The organism is Sabulibacter ruber, assembly GCF_017355955.1.
Classification (GTDB): Bacteria; Bacteroidota; Bacteroidia; order Cytophagales; family Hymenobacteraceae; genus Nibribacter; species Nibribacter ruber_A.
Window position 1 is genome coordinate 418276 of the sequence record NZ_JAFFID010000003.1, and the last position, 19076, is coordinate 437351.

The window sequence follows — 19076 nt, forward strand, 5'->3', positions numbered from 1 at the left end:
CAGGCTGATACAAGACCTCACTGAGTAACCCTCTGCCCCATTAAGGGAAAAGTTCTGATAATGTTAGTTCCTTTAAATCTATCCCACTCAATCCATCTTTTCCATCTGTCAGGTATTCACTGATTCTTCTCTGTACTCCTTTAAAACCAAAATTGGAAGCGGAAACTTTTTGAGAGAACAAGAATGGCGATTGGTTCTTTCAGAGTGGAAAGCCCTATTCCTATTTAGATTTCTGATTCTTTCAATTGTCACTAAAGGGAGCATACCCGTCTTTTGCATAGTTTCTGTAAAGCATTGATGAATTGTGTGCTATGTAGAAAACAATGCCATAAACAGGCAACAGCAGAGGCCCTCTCATTCAATCTTGCCTTCACAAAAAAACCAGTAATGCTTACATATGAAAATTGATTAGAGCTCAACAAGTGCAACCACTTCATCTGTGCATCAAACGCTCACATAACCCACTCATTAATAATTAATTAACCTTACACTACAATAAGTCCAGTCTATACTTTGACTTCGAAAGTTAAAATTTAATCTAACTATATACCTATTTCAACAGGAATAACAGCTTGTTCAACGAAATGTAACTATCCCCTTTAAAACTAGGATTAGCTTTACATAATATTATGAAAATCCCTATCAGAGTCGCTGCCCTGCTTAAACCAACTTTCTCCTGAAGAGTATTGGCGCGGCTAGTATTAATCTTTTCTATCTAATCTTAAATCAAAATCTATGAATGTACTCTTACCTAATGTTGTAAAGGAAAACTCCAGGTGCTACGGGCTCCTGCTCTTCCTTTTCTTCAGCCTCTTCCTAACCGGAGGCGCGTTTGCCCAAAACGCCTATACTGAGGCTGGATTACCACTGCCAACAGTGACATCAGACAAGGATGATTACGCCCCAGGTGAGATCGCCCACATTACGGGTACCGGATGGACTTTAGACCAACAAGTACATGTGGAATTCAAAGAAGAACCAGACTATCCTGATTACCATGTCTATGATGTGGTTGTAGATGCCGATGGTAATTGGAAGATTGATTACCAAGTAGAAGAAAGGCATTGGGGAGTAAAGTTTACGGTTAGTGCAGAAGGTAAAACATCTTCTTTTAAAGAATTTACAACTTTTACAGATGGAGGAATTGCTATAAGTAGCAATTCAGTAACTGCTAGTAGTGTATGTTTAAACTCCATAAATGTTCCAATCCATAGCTTTTCCCTCAATGGCACAAGTAGCGGTGGAACTGTTACAAGTATTAGTTTTACAACTTTTGGGAATTATAAAGCATCAGATATAATCAATTTTAAATTATATTGGACTAGCTCTCCTACATTTCAAACAAACAACCCCCTTGGCACTATAACTTCAATCTCAAGTGCTGGGCCGAAAAGCTTTACTGGACTTAATCATAACACAGGTAATAACTTTCGATACTATTGGATTACCATGGATGTTGCTAATACAGCTACAAATGGAAGCACAATAAGTGTCAATGGAACCCAGCCATCAGATATAACAACAAACGACAGTAAAGACACCAAAACAGGCAGTTCAAATCCAAGTGGATTAAAAACGATAGTGGTACCTTCTATCCCTGTGATTTCTGTTAACTCTTCCACTACATTCTGTGAAGGTGGAAGTGTATTACTGACTGCTTCAACCGCTACTAGTTATCAATGGAATAAGAATGGCCAACCTATTAGCGGAGCAACTTCTAGAACTTATACAGCCACAGAGACCGGCAACTATAATGTAACTGTCACCAATACAAGTGGTTGCTCTGCTACTTCTGCAATTACAGCAGTTACCGAGAATGCCCTACCAACTGCTACAATTACTGGTAATTCATCTTTTTGTAGTGGAGGGAATACAACTCTTACTGTAAATTCTACAGCAGGTGTTGAAACCATCAGCAGTTACCAATGGAATTTGAACGGCACCGCCATCAACGGAAATCCTGCAAAACAACCTAATTACACAGTTTCAAATGCGGGTAGTTATTCAGTCACCATAACAAATAACAAAGGCTGCTCAATCACTTCTCTTGCTTTTGTTGTCACTGTTCAGCCTTTACCAATATCCCCTACAGTTTCAAGTAATGGTCCCTTACTTGCAGGGGGTACATTAAATTTAACTGCTTCTTCAATACCAGGGGCAACTTATAACTGGACTGGGCCAAATGGTTTTACATCATCTCTGCAAAACCCATCTATTTCAAATGTCACTGTTGCAGCCACTGGCACCTACTCAGTCACTGCCACTGTAAATGGATGTACAAGTTTAGCAGGCACAGTAAGTGTAACTATCATCAGCCCAACAATTCTTACCATAGCACATGCTTCAGGAACGTATGGTGAAACAACGACACTTTCTGCCACTCTTAAATCAGGCTCAACATTGTTGGGCGGTAAGACCATTAATTTCTCAATTGATGGCACACCAGTAGGATCAGCAACCACAAACAGTGAGGGTATAGCCAGTAAAACCGTTTCTATTGCTGGTATTAATGCTGCAACAACCGGCTATTCTACTGAGGCAACGTTCGCGGCAGAGGCAAGTTATGCTGCTAGTTCTGCTGCTGGAAGTTTAACTGTTGGCAAAGCAACAGCTTCCCTCTCTTTAGTGGTAGATGATTTAGAACAGACCTTTGATGGTTCACCTAAGACTGTGGGGTACAGCATCAGCCCTGCTGGACTAAGTGGTGTAAGTATAAATTATAGTCAAAATGACATTGCAGTTACTTCACCAATTAATGCAGGCTCTTACATAGTTCAGGCTTCAATCACTAACAACAATTACGAAGCTATCAATGCTACTGGTACACTAGTAATTTCTAAAGCTGAACAAGTGATTAACTGGGCTAACCCCAAGAATATAGTATACGGAACCGCTTTATCTGATACTCAGTTAAATGCCGAAGCTTTAGGAGGAGCAACCTTAAAATACTCTCCTGCTTTAGGAACTGTATTGAATGCCGGTCTTCAATCATTATCTGTTACTGCTGAAGAAACCGACAACCACCATGCCGCCTCTAAAACAGTTAATCTGTTTGTAGACAAAGCCAAAATAGCACTTGAATTTGGCCAACTTGAGTTCACCTATGACGGAAAAGTGAAAGAAGCTACCGCAGTTGCAAAACCTAGTGTAAGCGGTGTAACAGTGAGCGGGTCCGGTACAGATGCCGGTGATTATGCGGTTTCCGCCAGTTTGAAGAATGATAACTATGAAGCCGAACCAATCAATGATATCCTCAAAATTGCTCAAGCAGAAGCCAAAATCTCGGTTGTGGGCAAAACCGTCACTTACGATGGTCAGGCACATGGCGCTTCCGGCGAGGCACTAGACGTGAACGGGGAGGAACTGTCCGGCTTAAACTTAGGTGAAAGCTTTACCAATGCACCAGGTGGTATGGCAAACTGGACGTTTAAAGGAGGCAAAAACTACCAGGATGCAGAGGGCAGTGTAGAAATTACCATCCTTAAAGCTAAACCAGAAATAACGCTTATAGCAGGCAAAGCACCAACCTATGACGGCCAAGCCCATTATGTTGAAAGTGCCTTGGTGAAAGGAGTTAACGGTACAGTTTTAGGAAACGCCACGGTAATCTACAAGCAGGATGCTAACACCATTGAGAATCCAACGGATGCAGGTACCTATGAAGTAACCGCTGACTACGCTGCTAGCACCAACTATGAAGCTGCCGATCAAAAGCTGGGTACTCTCGTGATCAATAAAGCTGCGGCCATTATCGCTGTTGAAGACTATAAGGGTATCTATGACGGGGCTTCTCACACTGCAAGCGGAAACGCAACAGGTGTAGGGGGAGTGGACCTAAGCAAACAACTTGCCTTTTTAACCAGCTACACCAACGCGCCAGGAGGTTCCACCGCCTGGAATTTCCAGGGAGGTACCAACTATCATGATGCTTCCGGAACTGCAAAGGTGACCATTGACAAAGCAAAAGCTACCATTGCCATCAAAGAGTTCAGTGGAACTTATGATGGCATAGCGCACACAGCTACAGGAACCGCAACAGGCGTAATCGGAGAGGACCTCACAGAAAACCTAAGCTTTGCAGCTGGCTACACCAATGTACCAGGCGGCACCACTTCTTGGTCCTTTGACGGGGGCACAAATTACCATGATGAAAACGGTACTGCCAATGTCACCATCCAGCAGAGATCCATAACAGTCTCAGCCAATGCTGGTCAGCAAAAGGTATACGGTTCTAAAGATCCTTCCTTCGCCTTCACACCAAGTGAAGCCTTACTACCAGGTAATATCTTTACCGGTGAGTTAAGCAGAGAAGAAGGAGTAAATGTGGGTAACTATAGTTATGGCTTAGGTACCCTATCTGCCGGAGGCAACTACAGTCTTAGCTTAGCAGGTGAAAATACATTCGCCATCACACCAAAGGCAATCACCATCACAGCCAACCCTGATCAATCCAAGGTATACGGTTCACCTGATCCCGTGTACTCCTATACTCCAAGCGAAAAGCTCTTGCAGGGCAACAGTTTCTCTGGTGCTTTGTCCAGAACTAGCGGGGAAAACGTGGCTACCTATGATTACAAAATGGGAACCCTTTCCGCAGGAGACAACTATACCTTAAGCTTGGCAGAAACAAACACCTTTGCCATCACGGCCAAACTATTGACTCCGCACATCATCGCTGAAAACAAAATCTACGATGGAGGCACCTCCGCTACGTTAAGCAGCAAATCTGTAAGTGGATTAGTGAATGAGGAGACGGCCGTTGATCTGGTAGTAGGAAACGTTTCCTTCGATTCCAAAAAGGTGGGTATTCGTACTGCTACCGCGCGTAATCTTACCCTGAGCGGAACGCAAGCGTCAAATTACATGCTGGCAGAAGGAGCTACTGCCACAGATGAAGCAGAAATCCAGGCTCGTTCACTGACGGTATCTGCCACTGGAATCAATAAAGTATACGATGGCACCACAGCGGCCACGGTTACTTTATCTGACAACAGAGTAGAAGGAGATGTCTTGAACACTGCTTATACCTCTGCCTCCTTTAATGATGCCAACAAAGGCACCAACAAGCCGGTAAGTGTGAGTGGAATTTCTGTGACGGGAGGAGCTGATGCCCTTAACTATGCTCTAAGCAATACAGAAACGGTAACCTCTGCCAATATCACGGCCTTGGCGGTTGTGGTTACGCCTAAACAATCCTACTCGAAACAATACAGCGACCTTGATCCGGTGTTTGAATATGTAGTTTCTCCGGCTATTCTATCCGGTGATGCCTTTACAGGTAAACTAGGTAGAACTACCGGTGAGGCTCCAGCTACATACACCATCACCCAGGGTAACCTTGCTTTGAGCACCAATTATGCATTGACGTTTAGCAATCTAAACAATGCTACTTTAACCATCACCAAGGAAGATGCAATTGCAACCTATACAGGTGCTGTATTTGCCTCCACTTCCAGCGCAACAAGTAATTCTGCTACGGTTACATTGAGTGCTACCATTCAGGATATCTCGGCAGTAGATAACTCAGATACTAACCCCGGTGATATCCGTAATGCAACCGTTTCCTTTGTAAACAGAGAAACTGGCGTTGTTTTGGCCACCGCTCCGGTAGGTCTTGTATCTTCAGGGGATACCAAAACAGGAACAGCAACTGCCAATGTTTCCTTAAGCACCGGCAGTGCTAATTCTGCCACCTTTACCATCGGAATCATTGTGAACAACTATTACAATCGCAACAGCTCCGAGGATAACACTGTGGTGACTGTCTCCAAACCGCTTAGTGACTTTATCACCGGTGGCGGATTCTCCACCCTCACCAATGCAACCGGGCTTATAAAACCGAAACAAGGCACCAAGAACAACTTCGGGTTCAACGTGAAGTACAACAAAGGAGGCACCAACTTGCAGGGGAACATTAATACCATTGTAAGAGGAGAAGACGGAAGAGTGTACCAGGTGAAAGGAAATGTGATGACTTCCCTGGCGGTGGACATCAGCAAAACAACGGCGCACCCTTACCCCACCGCTGTTTTCAATGGCAAGGCAAATATCCAGGATATCACAAACCCTGCTGCTCCAATAGCCATAGACGGCAATGCCACCTTACAGGTAACCATGACGGATGCCGGAGAACCGGGCACCTCTGATAAAATTGGCATTACCGTTTGGAATAAATCGGGTGGCTTATGGTTCTCCGGAAGCTGGAACGGCGTGAAAACAACGGAACAGCTGGTTACAAAAGGCAACCTGAAAGTAAGTAGCAACAGTTCTTTTGGTTCAACTGCAACGGTTACAACAACTGCTACTTCTGCCTCTGTGGCGCAAGAAGTTGAGGTGAAAGAAGCCCGGTTCACTACCTATCCTAACCCACTCACAGACGAAGCTTCCGTTGAGTTTAGTGTGGCCCAGGATGAGGAGTACACCCTGGATGTGTATGACCTGAAAGGCGCCTTAGTAAAACGTCTGCAGCAAGGGGAAGCCGTAGCGGGCGAAACCGTTCAAGCCAAGTGGGATGCCAGATCCGCCAATGTGGGAATGTACATCATCCGGTTAACCACTGGCTCCAAGGTACAAACCTTACGTGTACTGAAGAGATAACCTTTCCTAGCTCAGTAAAAAAGCCTCTTGCTTCTGAAAGCAAGAGGCTTTTTTGTTTTTGTACTACAGACCTGGACATCACGCCAACTAAAACCTGACCCGCTGGATTCAGTATAAAAACAGAAAAGGTATCATTTCATGGAACTACTGAAATTCAAAACCAACCTCCCCAACCAGGAAGCAGTCGCTAAACTTGCTCCCCTGCTGGAAGAAGAAAAAGGCATCAGCCGCTGGGAAGTGGATACAGACAGTGCCGACAAAATCCTGAGCGTGTCTGGGGAGAACTTAAACCCACAAAGCATTGAGAACGCAGTAGCGCAAGCAGGCTTCAAGGCCGAAACCCTGCGGATTCTGGGCCTTGGAGGAGAAGATCTTTAACTCCGGTTTTCCGGTAGTATTTCCCCAACTCATGTAATGCACCTCAACGCTGTTTCAGGCCTGTTTTCCTGAAACCGGGCCTAAAGCACCAGTTGGGTATGCAGCCGCTGAAGGGTTTCCTGGGCATCGGTGCAGAGACCGGGGTGTACGGCCGAGGTTTGTACCACGGTGCTGCGGGTAGCGGTGAGCCACCGGAAACGAGAGGCCAATGGCAGTTGCCCGATAGTGCCCCCGTTCTTCCCACCGGCGCAGACCCGTTCAAACGCTTCCAGCCTTTCGTATAACTCAGTTAGGTCCAGGTCGCAGTTGAAGGAACGGAGCCGGTCCTGGTTCAGGTGAAAGGTAGTCTTGAGGAAACGCTGGGCCGGGCAATAAAGAATGACACCCACATTGAGAAACTCTTCGCGTTCTACGCACGGCACCACCCTTAGAACGGCGTACTCAAATAAGTGCTTTTCTTGCATTCTGTGCTTCTTTGACAAAAATTTCTGAATGGGCCAAGCGGGTTTCCAGGAATTGGGCATACACCTGCCGATGCTCCTCTACTGTGGCAAACGGCGAGTCACCGGTTAACCAGTCCTCCGGGATCAAAGATACAATGGATTGAATCCGATCCGAAGTTAGAATAGATTTGAATTCTGCGTCTACGGTTTCCAGCTCGGTGGCGCGGGGCAGCAGCACGTGGTCTTTCACCTGCACAAACGGGCGCTTGGCCTGCTCCTGCCAGTTCTGCCAGTTATGGTGGAAGTAAAAGGACGCCCCGTGGTCAATAAGCCACAGTTCTTTGTGCCAGACAAGCATGTTGGTGTTGCGGGCCGTGCGGTCTACGTTGGTGATGAGGCAATCCAGCCAGACAACCTGGGAGGCCAATCTTGAATCAACGGTGTTCACGATGGCGTCAAAGGTGATGGCACGGGAAAGGTAATGCAGCCCCAGGTTGAGCCCTACGCTGAACTGCAGCAGATCCTGGATTTCCTCATCGGGTTCGGCCCTGCCAAAGCTCTCATCCAGTTGCGCGAACACAATCTCGGGAATCCGGAAGCCCAGCAGGCGGGCAATCTCCCCGGCCACCAACTCGGCAATGAGCGCCTTTACGCCCTGCCCGGCTCCCCGGAACTTAAGTACATACAGAAACTCATCATCGGCCTCAATTATGGCGGGCAAAGAACCACCCTCGCGCAGCGGAGTGACATACCGTACCACATTGACAGCCCTGAGTTCGGGTTGGGTATCCTTCATAACTGGTAATTCCTCTGTTTTCAAGAGCCAGGGAAAGAGGTTGTAACTCATTCCCGGCGGCATAGGCGGAGCAATCTCACCCCAGCCTCAAAGGGCGAGGCAAAGGTAGCCGATTCTCCTGAACCTGTAGGGCCTTTTACGGGAATTAGTCTTCTAAGAGCCACTGGTAGGCGGCGTCTTTGTCAAAATGGACTTTGATGGGCTTGGCCGATGGGGCCTCTGGCGCCACGGGCTTTTCATACACCTTGGTAGGGTTGGTCATGACAAAGCACTCAGGAGCCATCACAATTGCGAATTTCTTGAGTTGCTGGGAGCTGAACAAAGGAGCCATGTTCTGAACCAACCAGGCCTGGTTTTCTGGCAGCATGGACTTGATCCGCTGGGCATCGGTGAGCCAATACCTCACTCCTTTCATCTGAGCCAGATCAATGGCCAGGCGGTAAGCGTTCCGGAATTGCTCACTGGCGGGGTGCTGCAGAAAAGAGAGCTGCAGCACGGCAGCCTCCTTGCTCAGTTTAATCTGGACCACCTCCTCCTCGTAGACGGTTTCCAGGGTGAGCGTCATCAGTTTTTCGGCTCCCGACAATTCCATGCCTTTACTCCTTTCTAGAACAAGGTTAGATACTTACCTGTACTCCCGCTTTGGGCAAAAGTTTCCCTTGATTTTACCTAAAATAGGCTGAAAACGGCAATTCTAAGCTATTTTTCTACTTATTCTTTTTCCCCTTCCACTTTTTCACCGCTTTCTCTTTTTCCTTCTCGGTTTTCAGCTTGGTGAACTCGGCATCGGGCAGGGAAATGGCGTAATACGCCGAGGACAGAATGGTCAGGTTTTCGTCAAAGTCATACTCCAGATTCAAACTCAGATGCTTGTTGGGGTTGAGCACATACTCCTCGCCTACTTTGTCAAACACCTGGAATTCGTATTCTCCATCCGGAGTAGGTTTGGCGCTGGCGCGGGCCAGGCAATCGCCGGTGATCACCAAAGGCGTTTCCAGCTCTTCTTCGTAGGAAAACTCCTGAAAGTACTTTCCATCTTTTCGGCTGGTGAGGTATTCCACGGTGTCCAGGTACACCTCCACGTCTTTATGCTTACTGTCTTGCTTTGTCCCGATGCCCAGAATATTGCCTACAACTTTCATACTCTTCTTACGCTTGTTTTAGCCTCTTGGTGATACCAGTGCATACCAAAGGCTGGTCTATTGCGCGTAAAGGTAAGCGATCAGGCGGAAATTAAGTGACCCGCCGCTGATTCTCACCAAAACCACCCTTTCCGTTTTGAGGCTAATTCCTGAAATACAGCCTTTAAACAGCACCTAAGCCAATTAGTTGTACCGGCCTCTCCGCTGTGGGTCTTCCAGGAACAGTTGCAGGAAAATCTTCTGGTCGGTGATCACGGAGCGTTGGGTAGGATATTCCTCCAGTCTGCGGTTGGTGGTGTAGCCGAAGTGCTCATAGCCCAAACTCACGTTCTTGAACAGCCTGACCGTCACCCGCGGCCGCACAATACCGATGGAGTTATTTCCTTCCAGCCCTTCAAAGGTGTTGAGCCAGTAATGGTAATACACAAACGCCAGGGAAGCGTAGCGGCTCAGGCTCAGGGTGCTTTCCAGTTTGGCGTGCAAACCCGTGGTGTACACGTAATCGCGCAGGCCGTTCTGGTCTGGCGCAAAACGGGTGCTGTTGCCCGCCAACGGAATCACGCCCAGGTGCACGTTATTGTAGAAGTTCAGTTGCTTGGTAAGCGGCAAACGCGTGAACAAACCTCCGCCAAAGCCCAGCGCCCCTAAGTCAAAGTTGCGGGTGTTCCAGTAGTCATAGTACTGGAACAAACCAGTCAGCACCGACAGCTTACCCAACTGCCCATTCTTCCCGAACAGGATGCCGTACCCGGTAATGTTGTTGATGGTACCTCCAACGGTGTCATTGGCGCCTTTGCTGAACTCGGCGCGTACCCTGAAAATGTCAAACGGCTTGCGGCGCTGCTTTTCAAACGGATTGCCGTAGTCTAACTGCACATTCAGCATGGCCTTGTTGCGCCCCAAACCAAAGACATCGTCCTGCTGGTCGTTCAGGCGGTGCACCCCGGCAAACAAGGTGATGTTGACCGGTTCTTTCTCGTACACTTCTTTGTTGGTGACCTGAAAGGTTTTGCCCTGTAGCAGGCGGTTCAGTCCCCGCACCGGGTTCACCAAACCAGCCGCTATTTCCCTTACCACGCGCTCCCGGCCGCGGGTGCGATCATCCAGAATGTTGGAACTCAGCCGGTACAGGATTTCGCCCAGGGCAGCTCCGTTGAGCGGCGTGTATACCATGTCATTGTAAGAGGGCAAGGTATTCTCCCCGAAGTATTCCCAGGTAAGACTTCCGCCCACCGCAAAAGGCAACGACTGCCAGTAACTGTAGCCCTGGCTGCGCGCGGCGTTGAAATACAGAGTTCCCTGGTACGGGTGCCCAATGAAGTTGATGCCAAACTCATCGGTGTCCCACTCGGGTTTAGAGCGCAGGTTTGTTTTCCAGGTGCTGGGGCTCACGTAGCCGTACTCTGCCTTGGCAACATATCTGTTGAAGCCCATGAACACGGCGTTGATGCCCACCACCTGAGCAGCGGGTTTCCAGATGGGCTGCCGTTTGTTGTACTCGGTGTCATCGTTAAGCAGGTCGCCGTACTTGTTGAACAAAGTGGTGTCCAGCAAAAAGGAGTTGGTGGGTTCGGTTCCGCCCAGAGAATCCCTGAACAGGTTTGCTTTGCGTTCTTTGATGCGTTGCAATTGCTCCTCCCGGGTGCCCCTACCGGGTTTAACTGAGTCTGGAGCAGTGATCACCTGGGCCTGTAGCAAGCTTACCGACCACAGGCAGAAGAAAACGGTATAGATGTATCTCATGGTTTGCCTAAACAGGTGCCAGAGCGGAAGGGGTGAATTGCCTCAATAATGGGGCACTTCCAGCGTATGTCTCTGTACCTACACGCGTCATACGGCAAAACCTACAGAAAAGTGGTACTTTCCGAAGGCACTCCTCAGGCAAACAACTCTAGTTTTACTACCTACAAACCTGTTTTAATCTTATTTTCAGGAAAATAGCTCCAAAACAAACAGTTTATTCCAGCCTACAATTAAGCCGAGCTACCTCAGCAATGAACCCCGGTTTACGCCTGTTTGTTGTTCTGGCAAACCTACTATGCCTTGTATGCTTCGCTGGATAGATGTAATCAAATATGCCAAATACAGCAACCCCGAGCCGCACCTGCGGGTGGAGAAAACCGAGAGAGAATGGCAGCAGCAACTCACCCCGAAGCAATACCAGATCCTACGCCTGAAAGGCACCGAGTCGCCTTACCGGAACGCCTATTGCAAATCCTATGAACCGGGGGTGTATGTCTGTGCCGGTTGCGGCACCCCGCTGTTCAACTCCACCGAGAAATACCACGCCATTTCCGGCTGGCCCAGCTTTACCCAACCCATCTCCAAAGGCGCTATCAAATATCTCTTCGATGACAGCCATCGCATGCAGCGGATAGAGGTGCAGTGCAACGCCTGCGATGGCCACCTGGGCCACGTTTTCCAGGACGGTCCAGAACCCAGCGGCCTGCGGTACTGCATCAATTCTGAAAGTATGCTCAGGCTAGAGAATACTACGGAAGCTATAGGCGATAAAGCTTGACTTCCTTCTGGGAAGGGCCTACTTACGCAAGCCACCAGGTGCACCAGACCTCCAATATCCTTAGGATGGGATATAACCCAAACCCTCGCTCGCCTCTGGCGAGTGTGCGTCATGGTGCGGCCTCTGGCCGCTAGGTACTTGTGGCAAAACAATTCCCCCATAGCGGCGAGACGCCGCCCTATAACCCACACTCGCCAGAGGCGAGCGAGGGGAATATGACACTCACAACTCAAATAGGTCCTATAAAAACAAAAATCCCCATGCGCCACCTCACCGGTGAACATGGGGATTCTTCTTTCATCTGTTTCAAGCCCGATTTTAACTAATAGAGCCTAAAACGCTTTAAGCTTATTTCTTGGTGCTGGCTTTAGCACCGGTGGCTTTCTGGCCCGGTACCGGGAAACCACGGTCGCGCATGAGGGCGTCAATCTTGGCGTCACGGCCGCGGAACAGACGGTACGCCTCGGCGGGGTCCATGGAGTTACGCGGGGCAAACAGGTATTTCACCAGTTTGGCGGCCACTTCTTTGTCATAGAATCCGCCCGGGGCTTCTTCAAAGGCTTCTGAAGCGTCTGAGGTCAGTACATCGGCCCACAGGTAACCGTAGTAGCCGGTGGCGTAGCCTTCGCCGGAGAACACGTGCGTGAAGTGTGGTGAGCGGTGGCGCATCACAATCTCCTTAGGCATGTTCAGGGCGGCCAGCGTTTCGCGTTCAAACTTGTCGGGGTCCAGGCCGGTTGGGTCTGGCACGGTGTGGAACTTCATGTCCATCAGCGCGGAGGCCAGGAACTCGGTCGTCTCGAAGCCTTGGTTGAAGGTGGCCGCTTTCTTGATTTTGGCTACCAACTCCGGCGGCATCACCTTGCCGGTTTTGTGGTGTTTCAGGAACTGGTTGATCACCCGGTCTGTAGACAGCCAGCGTTCCAGCAACTGCGAGTGGAACTCAGTGTAATCGCGCACGCCGCCGTTAAGCGTTGGGTACTTCACGTTAGACGCCAGAAAGTGCAGCGCGTGACCAAATTCGTGGAAAAACGTGGTGGCATCGTCCCAGGAAACCAGTACGGGCTCACCCGGCGCGGGCTTAATGAAGTTGGAGTTGTTAGACGCCAATACCGTTTGTTTGCCGTTGAAGGTGGTGTGGCTGCGGTACGGCGACGCCCAGGCCCCGGAACGCTTGCCCGTACGCGCGAACGGATCCAGATACCACAACCCGATGTGCTCGCCGGTGGTTTTATCCGTCACTTCCCACACTTTCACGTCCTCATGGAAGACCGGCACCGAACCGGCTGGCACTGGTTTGAACGCGAAATTGAACAGCTCCCCGGCGGTGTAGAAGATGGCCTGCGTCAGGTTGCCCAGTTCCAGGTACTGCTTTACTTCGTCAGAATCCAGGGCGTACTTTTTCTTGCGCACTTTCTCGGCGTAGTAGCGGTAATCCCAGGGCGCGATGGTGATCTTGGCGCCGCTGGAGTTGGCAATGGCCTGCATGTCTTTCACCTCTTCCTTCACGCGAGCCAGGGCTGCAGGCCAAACGGCTTCCATCAAGGCCATGGCGTTTTTGGGGTTCTTGGCCATGCGGTTCTGCAGACGCCAATCGGCGTAAGTTTCGTAGCCTAGCAGTTTCACGCGTTCATCGCGCAGCTCCAGAATACGGGTGATGTTCTTGTTGTTGTCGTTCGCATCGCCGTTGTCGCCGCGTGAGTAATAGGTGTTCCAGACTTTCTCGCGCAGGGCCCGGTTATCAGAATAGGTCAGGAACTGGTCCATAGACGAGCGGGTGTTGGTCACGGCGTACTTATCGGGCTGGCCGTGGTCCGCAGCGGCTTTGGCGGCGGCTTTCACGAAAGACTCGGGCAAACCGCTCAGTTGGTCTTTGGTGAAATAGGTCACGTACTTCTCCTCATCGGCCAGCACGTTGTTGCCGTAGGCCGTGTACAAAGAAGAAAGTTCTTTGTTGATAGCGGCGTAGCGCTGCTTGGCCTCAGGGCTCAGGCCGGCGCCTTCCATGGCGAAGTCTTCGTAGATCAACTGCACCACGCGCTGCTGATCGGCGGCCAAAGGCGTTTTCTGCGACTGGTCATACACCGTTTTGATGCGCTCAAACAGCTTGGTGTTCTGCGAGATCTTAGACCGGAAATCAGAGATCTGCGGGGCCAACTCGGCCTGGATCCTGCGGAACTCCGGCGTAGACATGTTGCTGCCCCAGATGCCGTAGTAAATGAAGGCTCTGCTCAGGGCCTCGCCAGCTTTCTCATAAGGCACAATGGTGTTCTCAAACGTGGGCGCGGCGGGGTTATTAGTGATGGCGTCAATATCTGCTAAGTGCAAGGCCATGCCTTTCTCCATAGCAGGCTTCAGCTCGGCCAGGTTCATTTTATCGAACGCCGGAACTCCGCCGTAAGGACCCGTCCACTCGGCTAGCAGGGGATTATCCAAAGTCTCTTTCATTTGGGTAGCGGCAGGAGCAGGTGTAGCGGTGGTGGTGGCGGTTTGCTGCGGCTGCGTGGAGGTACAGCCCACCATGGCCAGCATCACCATGAAACTGGGCGCCTTGCCAACTGGTAAAAATTGTTTACTCATGATAGGGGTTAGTCTCAGCAGAAGATTTCTTTTTGCTTCTGCTCATGTAACAAACCCTCAAATTACTGAAAAATTGTGGAAAAGCGGTAAGTTGATGCCAGTAATTGGTCTACAGAACCCCATCAGGCAAGCTGGTAAGAGGCTAATCACCAGCTTTCAGAACCGATTTCAAGGCTTCGGTGATTTCCCAAACTACCTGCTGCCATACCCTTTCCTCCCCATCCAGAAAGAACTTCTGGTTTACCTCCAGCTCAAAACCCGCGTATTGGTCCGGGCCAAACTTGCCTCTTAGGTACGTAGGAAACCCATCGGCCACGCCGGGGTAAGGTTCATTGTACATCACCTTCCGCTCAGGGTTCAAGTCATGCAGACTGTTTTTCAGTTCCCGGGCAAACGTTTCCTCCAGGGCCCTATCGGGGTCAAACAGAATCCCAATCTCTACCTCGCGCACCTCCCCTTCCAGGGCCGGGGTAAACGAGTGTACCGCCAGGTGCAAGACCTGGTACCCCGCCTTGATTCTATCCTGTATTCTTTGCTCTACTTTTTGCCGATGCGCGAAATAGTACTCTTCCAGAATAGCCTGTTTCTCCTGGTCTGGAAGGTGCCGGGTGTACTCAGAGAAAAGCTCATCGGTTCCCAGAGAGCGGTTGCCTTCTACCAGCAGGCGGGAAGTGGTCATGATAGAAAGAGGCACTTCCAATTCTTTGGCCAGGTGCCTGGCCAGGCGCAAGGCACCAAAATCAATGGCTTTGTGGGAGAACAGCACCTCTTCCTTTCCTTTGAAAAGGTGCAGGTACTCCTCAGGGATTACGTTGCCGGCGTGCTCGCAGGAAAGAAGACAGAAAATAGCCATGGCAAGGGAGTCAAGGTGAGGCCTGTTTCAGGGCTGTTTTATAGAAAACGGCTCTGAAACGAATAGTTTGACGTGATTTCTGAAGCAGGGTTGGACTTAGGTGGAAAAGGCAAGGGTACTGCCCTCTTCCGTAACGTTCAACTGCACAAAAGCCCCCAGAATAAGTGCCTTGTTTATTTTCCCGTGCCCGGCCGGAAACCCGAAACAAACCGGGAAATCGTACTCTTTTACCGCATCCAGCACAATCTCCTCGGGGGTTTTGCCAAACGGCGGCTCGTCTTCTTCAATGTCAATCAAATGGCCCACCACCAGTCCTTTCACATACTCAAATTTCTGGGCTTTTTTCATGGAGGTGAGATAGCTGTCTAGCCGGAATTTGTGTTCGCCCACTTCTTCCAGGAACAGGATTTTGCCGTTGGTGTTCACCTCAGAGATGGTACCCTTGGCATTGCACAGCACACTGGTAGTGCCGCCCACCAGCGTTCCCTCTGACGAGCCCAACCGGTTCAGCGGATGGGGTTTTACCGTGTATTTCAGTTCTTCCCCAAACAAGGCTTTCCGGAGGCTTTCCCAAGAAGAGGCCTGGTATCCGGCTTCCAGATCGGCGGCCATGGTAGCGTGGATGGAAGCGGTCCCTAACATGCCCTGCACGTGGCTGTGCAGGAACGTGGTGTCACTGTATCCCACCAACCATTTGGGCTGATACTTGAATTGGTTGAAGTTCACTTTGTCTATGATCCGAAGGATTCCGTACCCGCCCATGGTCTGCAATACGGCTTTGAGCTCAGGGTTATCCAGCATGTGCTGCAGATCTTTCTGGCGGAGTTCATCTGGCCCCGCGAAACTGCCTGACCGGGGCCCCACGGTTTGACCCAGAACCGGTTCCAGTTTCCACTCTTTGAGAATCTCCACCAGTTTGTCAATGTACTCCTGCTCGGTGAAGTTACTGGTACTTAACACGCCAACTTTATCACCTGCTTGCAGGAACGGAGGTATAATCATAGGTATGCTCTTTTTCCACGGGAACGGAAGATTCTGCCGCTAGTTTTGCCCTCCGCCAAAATCACGTACTTACCTAGGCCAGTTTATGGGTTTCTACTGAAAGTACGTACCAGCCATTTAAGCTCTCAGGTCCTCCTTAGTTTTAAGAGAATTCATAAAAAACACCCCAGAAACAAAACTCCGTCTATGTTCTTTTAGGTCTTGCCACTCTCTCGCCCTTGGTTGCCTGAGAAGAAAGAATCTGTAGCTTTGCCGCCGTTTTAAGGGTTGTTTTCTGAAAGGGGGCTCAAAACCGCCTTTCAGAAACGAAAGTTTAATCTGGTTCAATGCACAAAGCCATGAAGGTTCTGGTTTCGGTTTGTTTGCTCTTGTTTGTTTCTTCGGCTTGTGTCAGGACCACTTCCTCCGGAAGCCAGGACACGCAAAGTACCCAGGCGGTTGAGAAACTGGAAGATGCCTGGATGCAAGATCTGGTAAGCAAAGACACCGCCGCATTGTCTAAAATTCTGGCGCCGGAATTCACCCTGAGCGGCAGCAGCGAGGAAAGGGAAACCCGAGAGCAGTACCTGCAAACATCGGCTATGCCTACCAGAAACCTGCAGCCCCTGAAACTGGAAGACCGGCAATTTAAGGCCTATGGCCAAACGGTAGTCTCCACGGGCAAAACGGAATACGCGGGCACCTGGAAGGACAACGCTTTCAGACTGCCGGTGCGCTACACCAACGTGTATGCCCGCCTGAACGGCACCTGGCAAGTAGTATCAGCACATTTGAGCATTCGCCGCTAATTCAATGCCGCTGAAGAGCAAAGTACGCGGCTACATGAATTAGTTTAAGCCGAAAACTGAAAAACCGGCCTGAAAACACCTTTAAGATAATTTAGCACAAAGCAAACACCGGAGAAGTTGGTAGGAGAAGAGGGAAAGAACCTGACCGTTGCCGAACGGAACGGCATTAACATCAAGAACGAGCGCTCACTGCACGCGGGCCTGAAGCAATGGTACGCCCAGCCGCACGATAGGTTTGAGGTACCTGTTGGTGGGTTCATCATTGACCTGGTGCGGGGTCAGCAGTTAGTCGAATTCCAGACCCGCAACTTTACGGCCATCAGGCCCAAGCTGCAATCCCTCCTGAAAGAACATCCAGTGCACCTGGTGCATCCCATCACTTTCGAGAAATGGGTGGTGCAGGTAGATGCCAAGGGAACCTCCGTCCTCTCCCGCCGAAAATCCACGTACCGCGGTGCCCTGACTGATATTTTTGAGGAACTGGTCCGCATCCCCGAACTGGTGACGCATGCGGCCTTCACCCTGGAGTTCCCGTTTATCAGGGAAGAGGAAATCAGGTGCCGCGACGGTAAGGGCAGCAAATGGCGTAAAAAGGTGAGCATCAAAGACCGCAAACTACTGGAGGTGGTGAGCACGCATACCTTTACCTGCGCCCAGGATTTCCTGCAATTTCTCCCGCCGCACCTGCCGCAGCCCTTCTCCAACAAAGACCTGGCAAAAGCCCTTTTGTTGCCGTTGCACCGTTGTCGCCAGATCACGTATTGTCTCCGAAAGATGGGCGCCCTGGAAGTAACCGGCAAAAAGGTAAACGAGCTGTTGTTCAGCATTACTAGCCATGAGTGATCTAGCCCACCTGAGAAGAAGGCTTGGTAGCGGTGCATCAAAAAGGGTGTTTTGAAGCTCGTTTCTTAAAACCAGCCGCAAAACACCCTTTACAGTGCCGCAGAGAAGAAGGTAACTATTGCCGCGCGGTGAGTTCCAGCAAGGAGATGGTGTATTCTTTAGTAGAGCTGTTGTAGGAAAAGCTGTATTTCATGGGGTACAATCCCGATTTCTGGTAAGCCGTAGGTTGCGGAATGCTGATGGTTTCTGAGTTCATGGTTTTCAGGCTATTGAGATACGCCAGGGTGAACATGGGCTCATGGAAAATAAAGGTCCCATCCAGTGATCCGTACAGGAAGTTTCTGGCAAACTGGCCCGGTGCATTGTTCTGGTCGGTGACATCAATCCAGTGGGCCCCCATGGCCGGCACAATCCCTGGGGTTAAGATGTAATTGGGTGGGATAAACTGAGAAGCTGGCTGTTCATCCATGGCAACGTCCCCTTCAATGTCAGAAACTTCATCCTCAGAGAGCATGTAGAAGTGGGCGTCAAAGTGGGGCACATCATAATTACCGAAGGGCGGGTGCCCCTCAGGGTTCCAGTCCAGCATCACGTGGTCATACAGGGTCTGGTCTGCCTGCGCTGGCAAAGGCAAGGTGTACATCCGCATGCCGTTCCCCAGGTTGGTGACCGCTCCCTCTGAGAGGGTGATGCCCACAGAGGTAGGCACCCCGGCATCGTTGGTGGTTACCCAGGCTCTGCCGGTGCCTTGCCCAACGGTAACAGGCATCCCATAATGCGTGCCCGCCAGGTCCTCCTCCTCGTCATCGTCACTGCAGGAAGAAAACAAAAATAAGGCTGCCAGAAAGGATGCTCTGAGCACCGTTTCGGTGAAAGTAAGCATTTGTTTCATGTTTGAGATTTTCACTTGATGGAAGGATGCACCTATGCCTTAACACCTTCAGAAGTGGCATTGTAAGAATTGGCAGCAACCCTGTTCAATGGAGGCAAATGCAGGACGCACAGACACGTCTGAAGAGGAAGGCAAGGCTCCTGACCGGAGGAGGGCGGATAGTACCGGGGGACTAATCTGATAATGCTGGACTCCAAAAAAGAAGGGAGGTCAACCGGAGCACGCCTGGAAGGCCCATCTT

At 50.0% G+C, this 19076-nt stretch carries 14 protein-coding genes; 5 read left to right on the forward strand and 9 right to left on the reverse strand.

Annotated elements, in window-relative coordinates:
* Positions 1-735 precede the first annotated feature (735 nt).
* Complete coding sequence (locus JT719_RS17365; RefSeq protein WP_207434836.1) at positions 736-6597, forward strand: MBG domain-containing protein; 5862 nt, start codon at positions 736-738, stop codon at positions 6595-6597.
* 138 nt (positions 6598-6735) lie between these two features.
* Positions 6736-6975 (forward strand): heavy-metal-associated domain-containing protein, encoded by a 240-nt coding sequence (locus tag JT719_RS17370; RefSeq protein WP_207434838.1) that lies wholly within the window; start codon positions 6736-6738, stop codon positions 6973-6975.
* A gap of 80 nt (positions 6976-7055) precedes the next feature.
* Here the strand turns inward: JT719_RS17370 and JT719_RS17375 are convergent, their stop codons facing one another.
* The 5 genes from JT719_RS17375 to JT719_RS17395 all read right to left on the reverse strand — a co-directional run bounded on the left by JT719_RS17375 (position 7056) and on the right by JT719_RS17395 (position 11099).
* Positions 7056-7439 (reverse strand): DUF3037 domain-containing protein, encoded by a 384-nt coding sequence (locus JT719_RS17375; RefSeq protein WP_207434840.1) that lies wholly within the window; start codon positions 7437-7439, stop codon positions 7056-7058.
* Positions 7417-8214 carry a HipA family kinase gene (locus tag JT719_RS17380; protein WP_207434842.1) on the reverse strand — a complete coding sequence of 266 codons (798 nt, stop codon included), beginning with the start codon at positions 8212-8214 and terminating at the stop codon, positions 7417-7419. Before JT719_RS17380 ends, JT719_RS17375 begins: the two co-directional genes overlap by 23 nt.
* Positions 8215-8359: 145 nt before the next feature.
* The gene (locus tag JT719_RS17385; protein WP_207434844.1) at positions 8360-8806 is read right to left on the reverse strand and encodes a hypothetical protein; all 447 of its coding nucleotides are present in this window, start codon (positions 8804-8806) and stop codon (positions 8360-8362) included.
* Between the two features lie 115 nt (positions 8807-8921).
* On the reverse strand, positions 8922-9356 hold the full coding sequence (locus JT719_RS17390; protein ID WP_207434846.1) for a hypothetical protein: 435 nt from the start codon (positions 9354-9356) through the stop codon (positions 8922-8924).
* A 183-nt stretch (positions 9357-9539) separates the two neighbouring features.
* Entirely contained in the window at positions 9540-11099 is a 1560-nt protein-coding gene (locus JT719_RS17395; RefSeq protein WP_207434847.1) for a DUF3943 domain-containing protein, read from the reverse strand.
* Positions 11100-11403: 304 nt separating this feature from the next.
* On the opposite strand from JT719_RS17395, the gene msrB reads away from it, so the two are divergent.
* Positions 11404-11877, forward strand: coding sequence for a peptide-methionine (R)-S-oxide reductase MsrB (msrB, locus tag JT719_RS17400; RefSeq protein ID WP_207434848.1), 474 nt, complete (start codon positions 11404-11406; stop codon positions 11875-11877).
* Between the two features lie 348 nt (positions 11878-12225).
* Here msrB and JT719_RS17405 read toward each other — a convergent pair whose 3' ends face one another.
* From JT719_RS17405 to JT719_RS17415, 3 genes are all read right to left on the reverse strand, one after another.
* Positions 12226-14457 carry a M3 family metallopeptidase gene (locus JT719_RS17405; RefSeq protein WP_207434849.1) on the reverse strand — a complete coding sequence of 744 codons (2232 nt, stop codon included), beginning with the start codon at positions 14455-14457 and terminating at the stop codon, positions 12226-12228.
* A 142-nt stretch (positions 14458-14599) separates the two neighbouring features.
* Positions 14600-15310, reverse strand: a complete 711-nt coding sequence (locus tag JT719_RS17410; RefSeq protein WP_207434851.1) for an N-formylglutamate amidohydrolase — start codon at positions 15308-15310, stop codon at positions 14600-14602.
* A gap of 96 nt (positions 15311-15406) precedes the next feature.
* Positions 15407-16312, reverse strand: a complete 906-nt coding sequence (locus tag JT719_RS17415; RefSeq protein WP_207434853.1) for a S66 peptidase family protein — start codon at positions 16310-16312, stop codon at positions 15407-15409.
* A gap of 338 nt (positions 16313-16650) precedes the next feature.
* On the opposite strand from JT719_RS17415, the gene JT719_RS17420 reads away from it, so the two are divergent.
* Both JT719_RS17420 and JT719_RS17425 read left to right on the forward strand, forming a co-directional pair.
* Positions 16651-17100: a nuclear transport factor 2 family protein gene (locus JT719_RS17420; RefSeq protein ID WP_207434855.1), complete on the forward strand. Its 450-nt coding sequence runs from the start codon at positions 16651-16653 to the stop codon at positions 17098-17100.
* A gap of 117 nt (positions 17101-17217) precedes the next feature.
* Entirely contained in the window at positions 17218-17943 is a 726-nt protein-coding gene (locus JT719_RS17425) for a DUF8091 domain-containing protein (RefSeq protein ID WP_207434858.1), read from the forward strand.
* A 115-nt stretch (positions 17944-18058) separates the two neighbouring features.
* Here JT719_RS17425 and JT719_RS17430 read toward each other — a convergent pair whose 3' ends face one another.
* A complete protein-coding gene (locus JT719_RS17430; RefSeq protein ID WP_207434868.1) occupies positions 18059-18835 on the reverse strand; it encodes a DUF5602 domain-containing protein in 777 nt (258 codons plus the stop codon).
* Between the last annotated feature and the right edge of the window lie 241 nt (positions 18836-19076).

Coding starts and splice junctions, on each gene's coding strand:
- JT719_RS17370 (WP_207434838.1), top strand. CDS start 6,736: ATGGAACTACTGAAATTCAAAACCAACCTCCCCAACCAGGAAGCAGTC.
- JT719_RS17405 (WP_207434849.1), bottom strand. CDS start 14,457: ATGAGTAAACAATTTTTACCAGTTGGCAAGGCGCCCAGTTTCATGGTG.
- JT719_RS17385 (WP_207434844.1), bottom strand. CDS start 8,806: ATGGAATTGTCGGGAGCCGAAAAACTGATGACGCTCACCCTGGAAACC.
- JT719_RS17365 (WP_207434836.1), top strand. CDS start 736: ATGAATGTACTCTTACCTAATGTTGTAAAGGAAAACTCCAGGTGCTAC.
- JT719_RS17420 (WP_207434855.1), top strand. CDS start 16,651: ATGAAGGTTCTGGTTTCGGTTTGTTTGCTCTTGTTTGTTTCTTCGGCT.
- JT719_RS17430 (WP_207434868.1), bottom strand. CDS start 18,835: ATGAAACAAATGCTTACTTTCACCGAAACGGTGCTCAGAGCATCCTTT.
- JT719_RS17415 (WP_207434853.1), bottom strand. CDS start 16,312: ATGATTATACCTCCGTTCCTGCAAGCAGGTGATAAAGTTGGCGTGTTA.
- JT719_RS17395 (WP_207434847.1), bottom strand. CDS start 11,099: ATGAGATACATCTATACCGTTTTCTTCTGCCTGTGGTCGGTAAGCTTG.
- JT719_RS17375 (WP_207434840.1), bottom strand. CDS start 7,439: ATGCAAGAAAAGCACTTATTTGAGTACGCCGTTCTAAGGGTGGTGCCG.
- JT719_RS17380 (WP_207434842.1), bottom strand. CDS start 8,214: ATGAAGGATACCCAACCCGAACTCAGGGCTGTCAATGTGGTACGGTAT.
- JT719_RS17410 (WP_207434851.1), bottom strand. CDS start 15,310: ATGGCTATTTTCTGTCTTCTTTCCTGCGAGCACGCCGGCAACGTAATC.
- msrB (WP_207434848.1), top strand. CDS start 11,404: ATGCTTCGCTGGATAGATGTAATCAAATATGCCAAATACAGCAACCCC.
- JT719_RS17390 (WP_207434846.1), bottom strand. CDS start 9,356: ATGAAAGTTGTAGGCAATATTCTGGGCATCGGGACAAAGCAAGACAGT.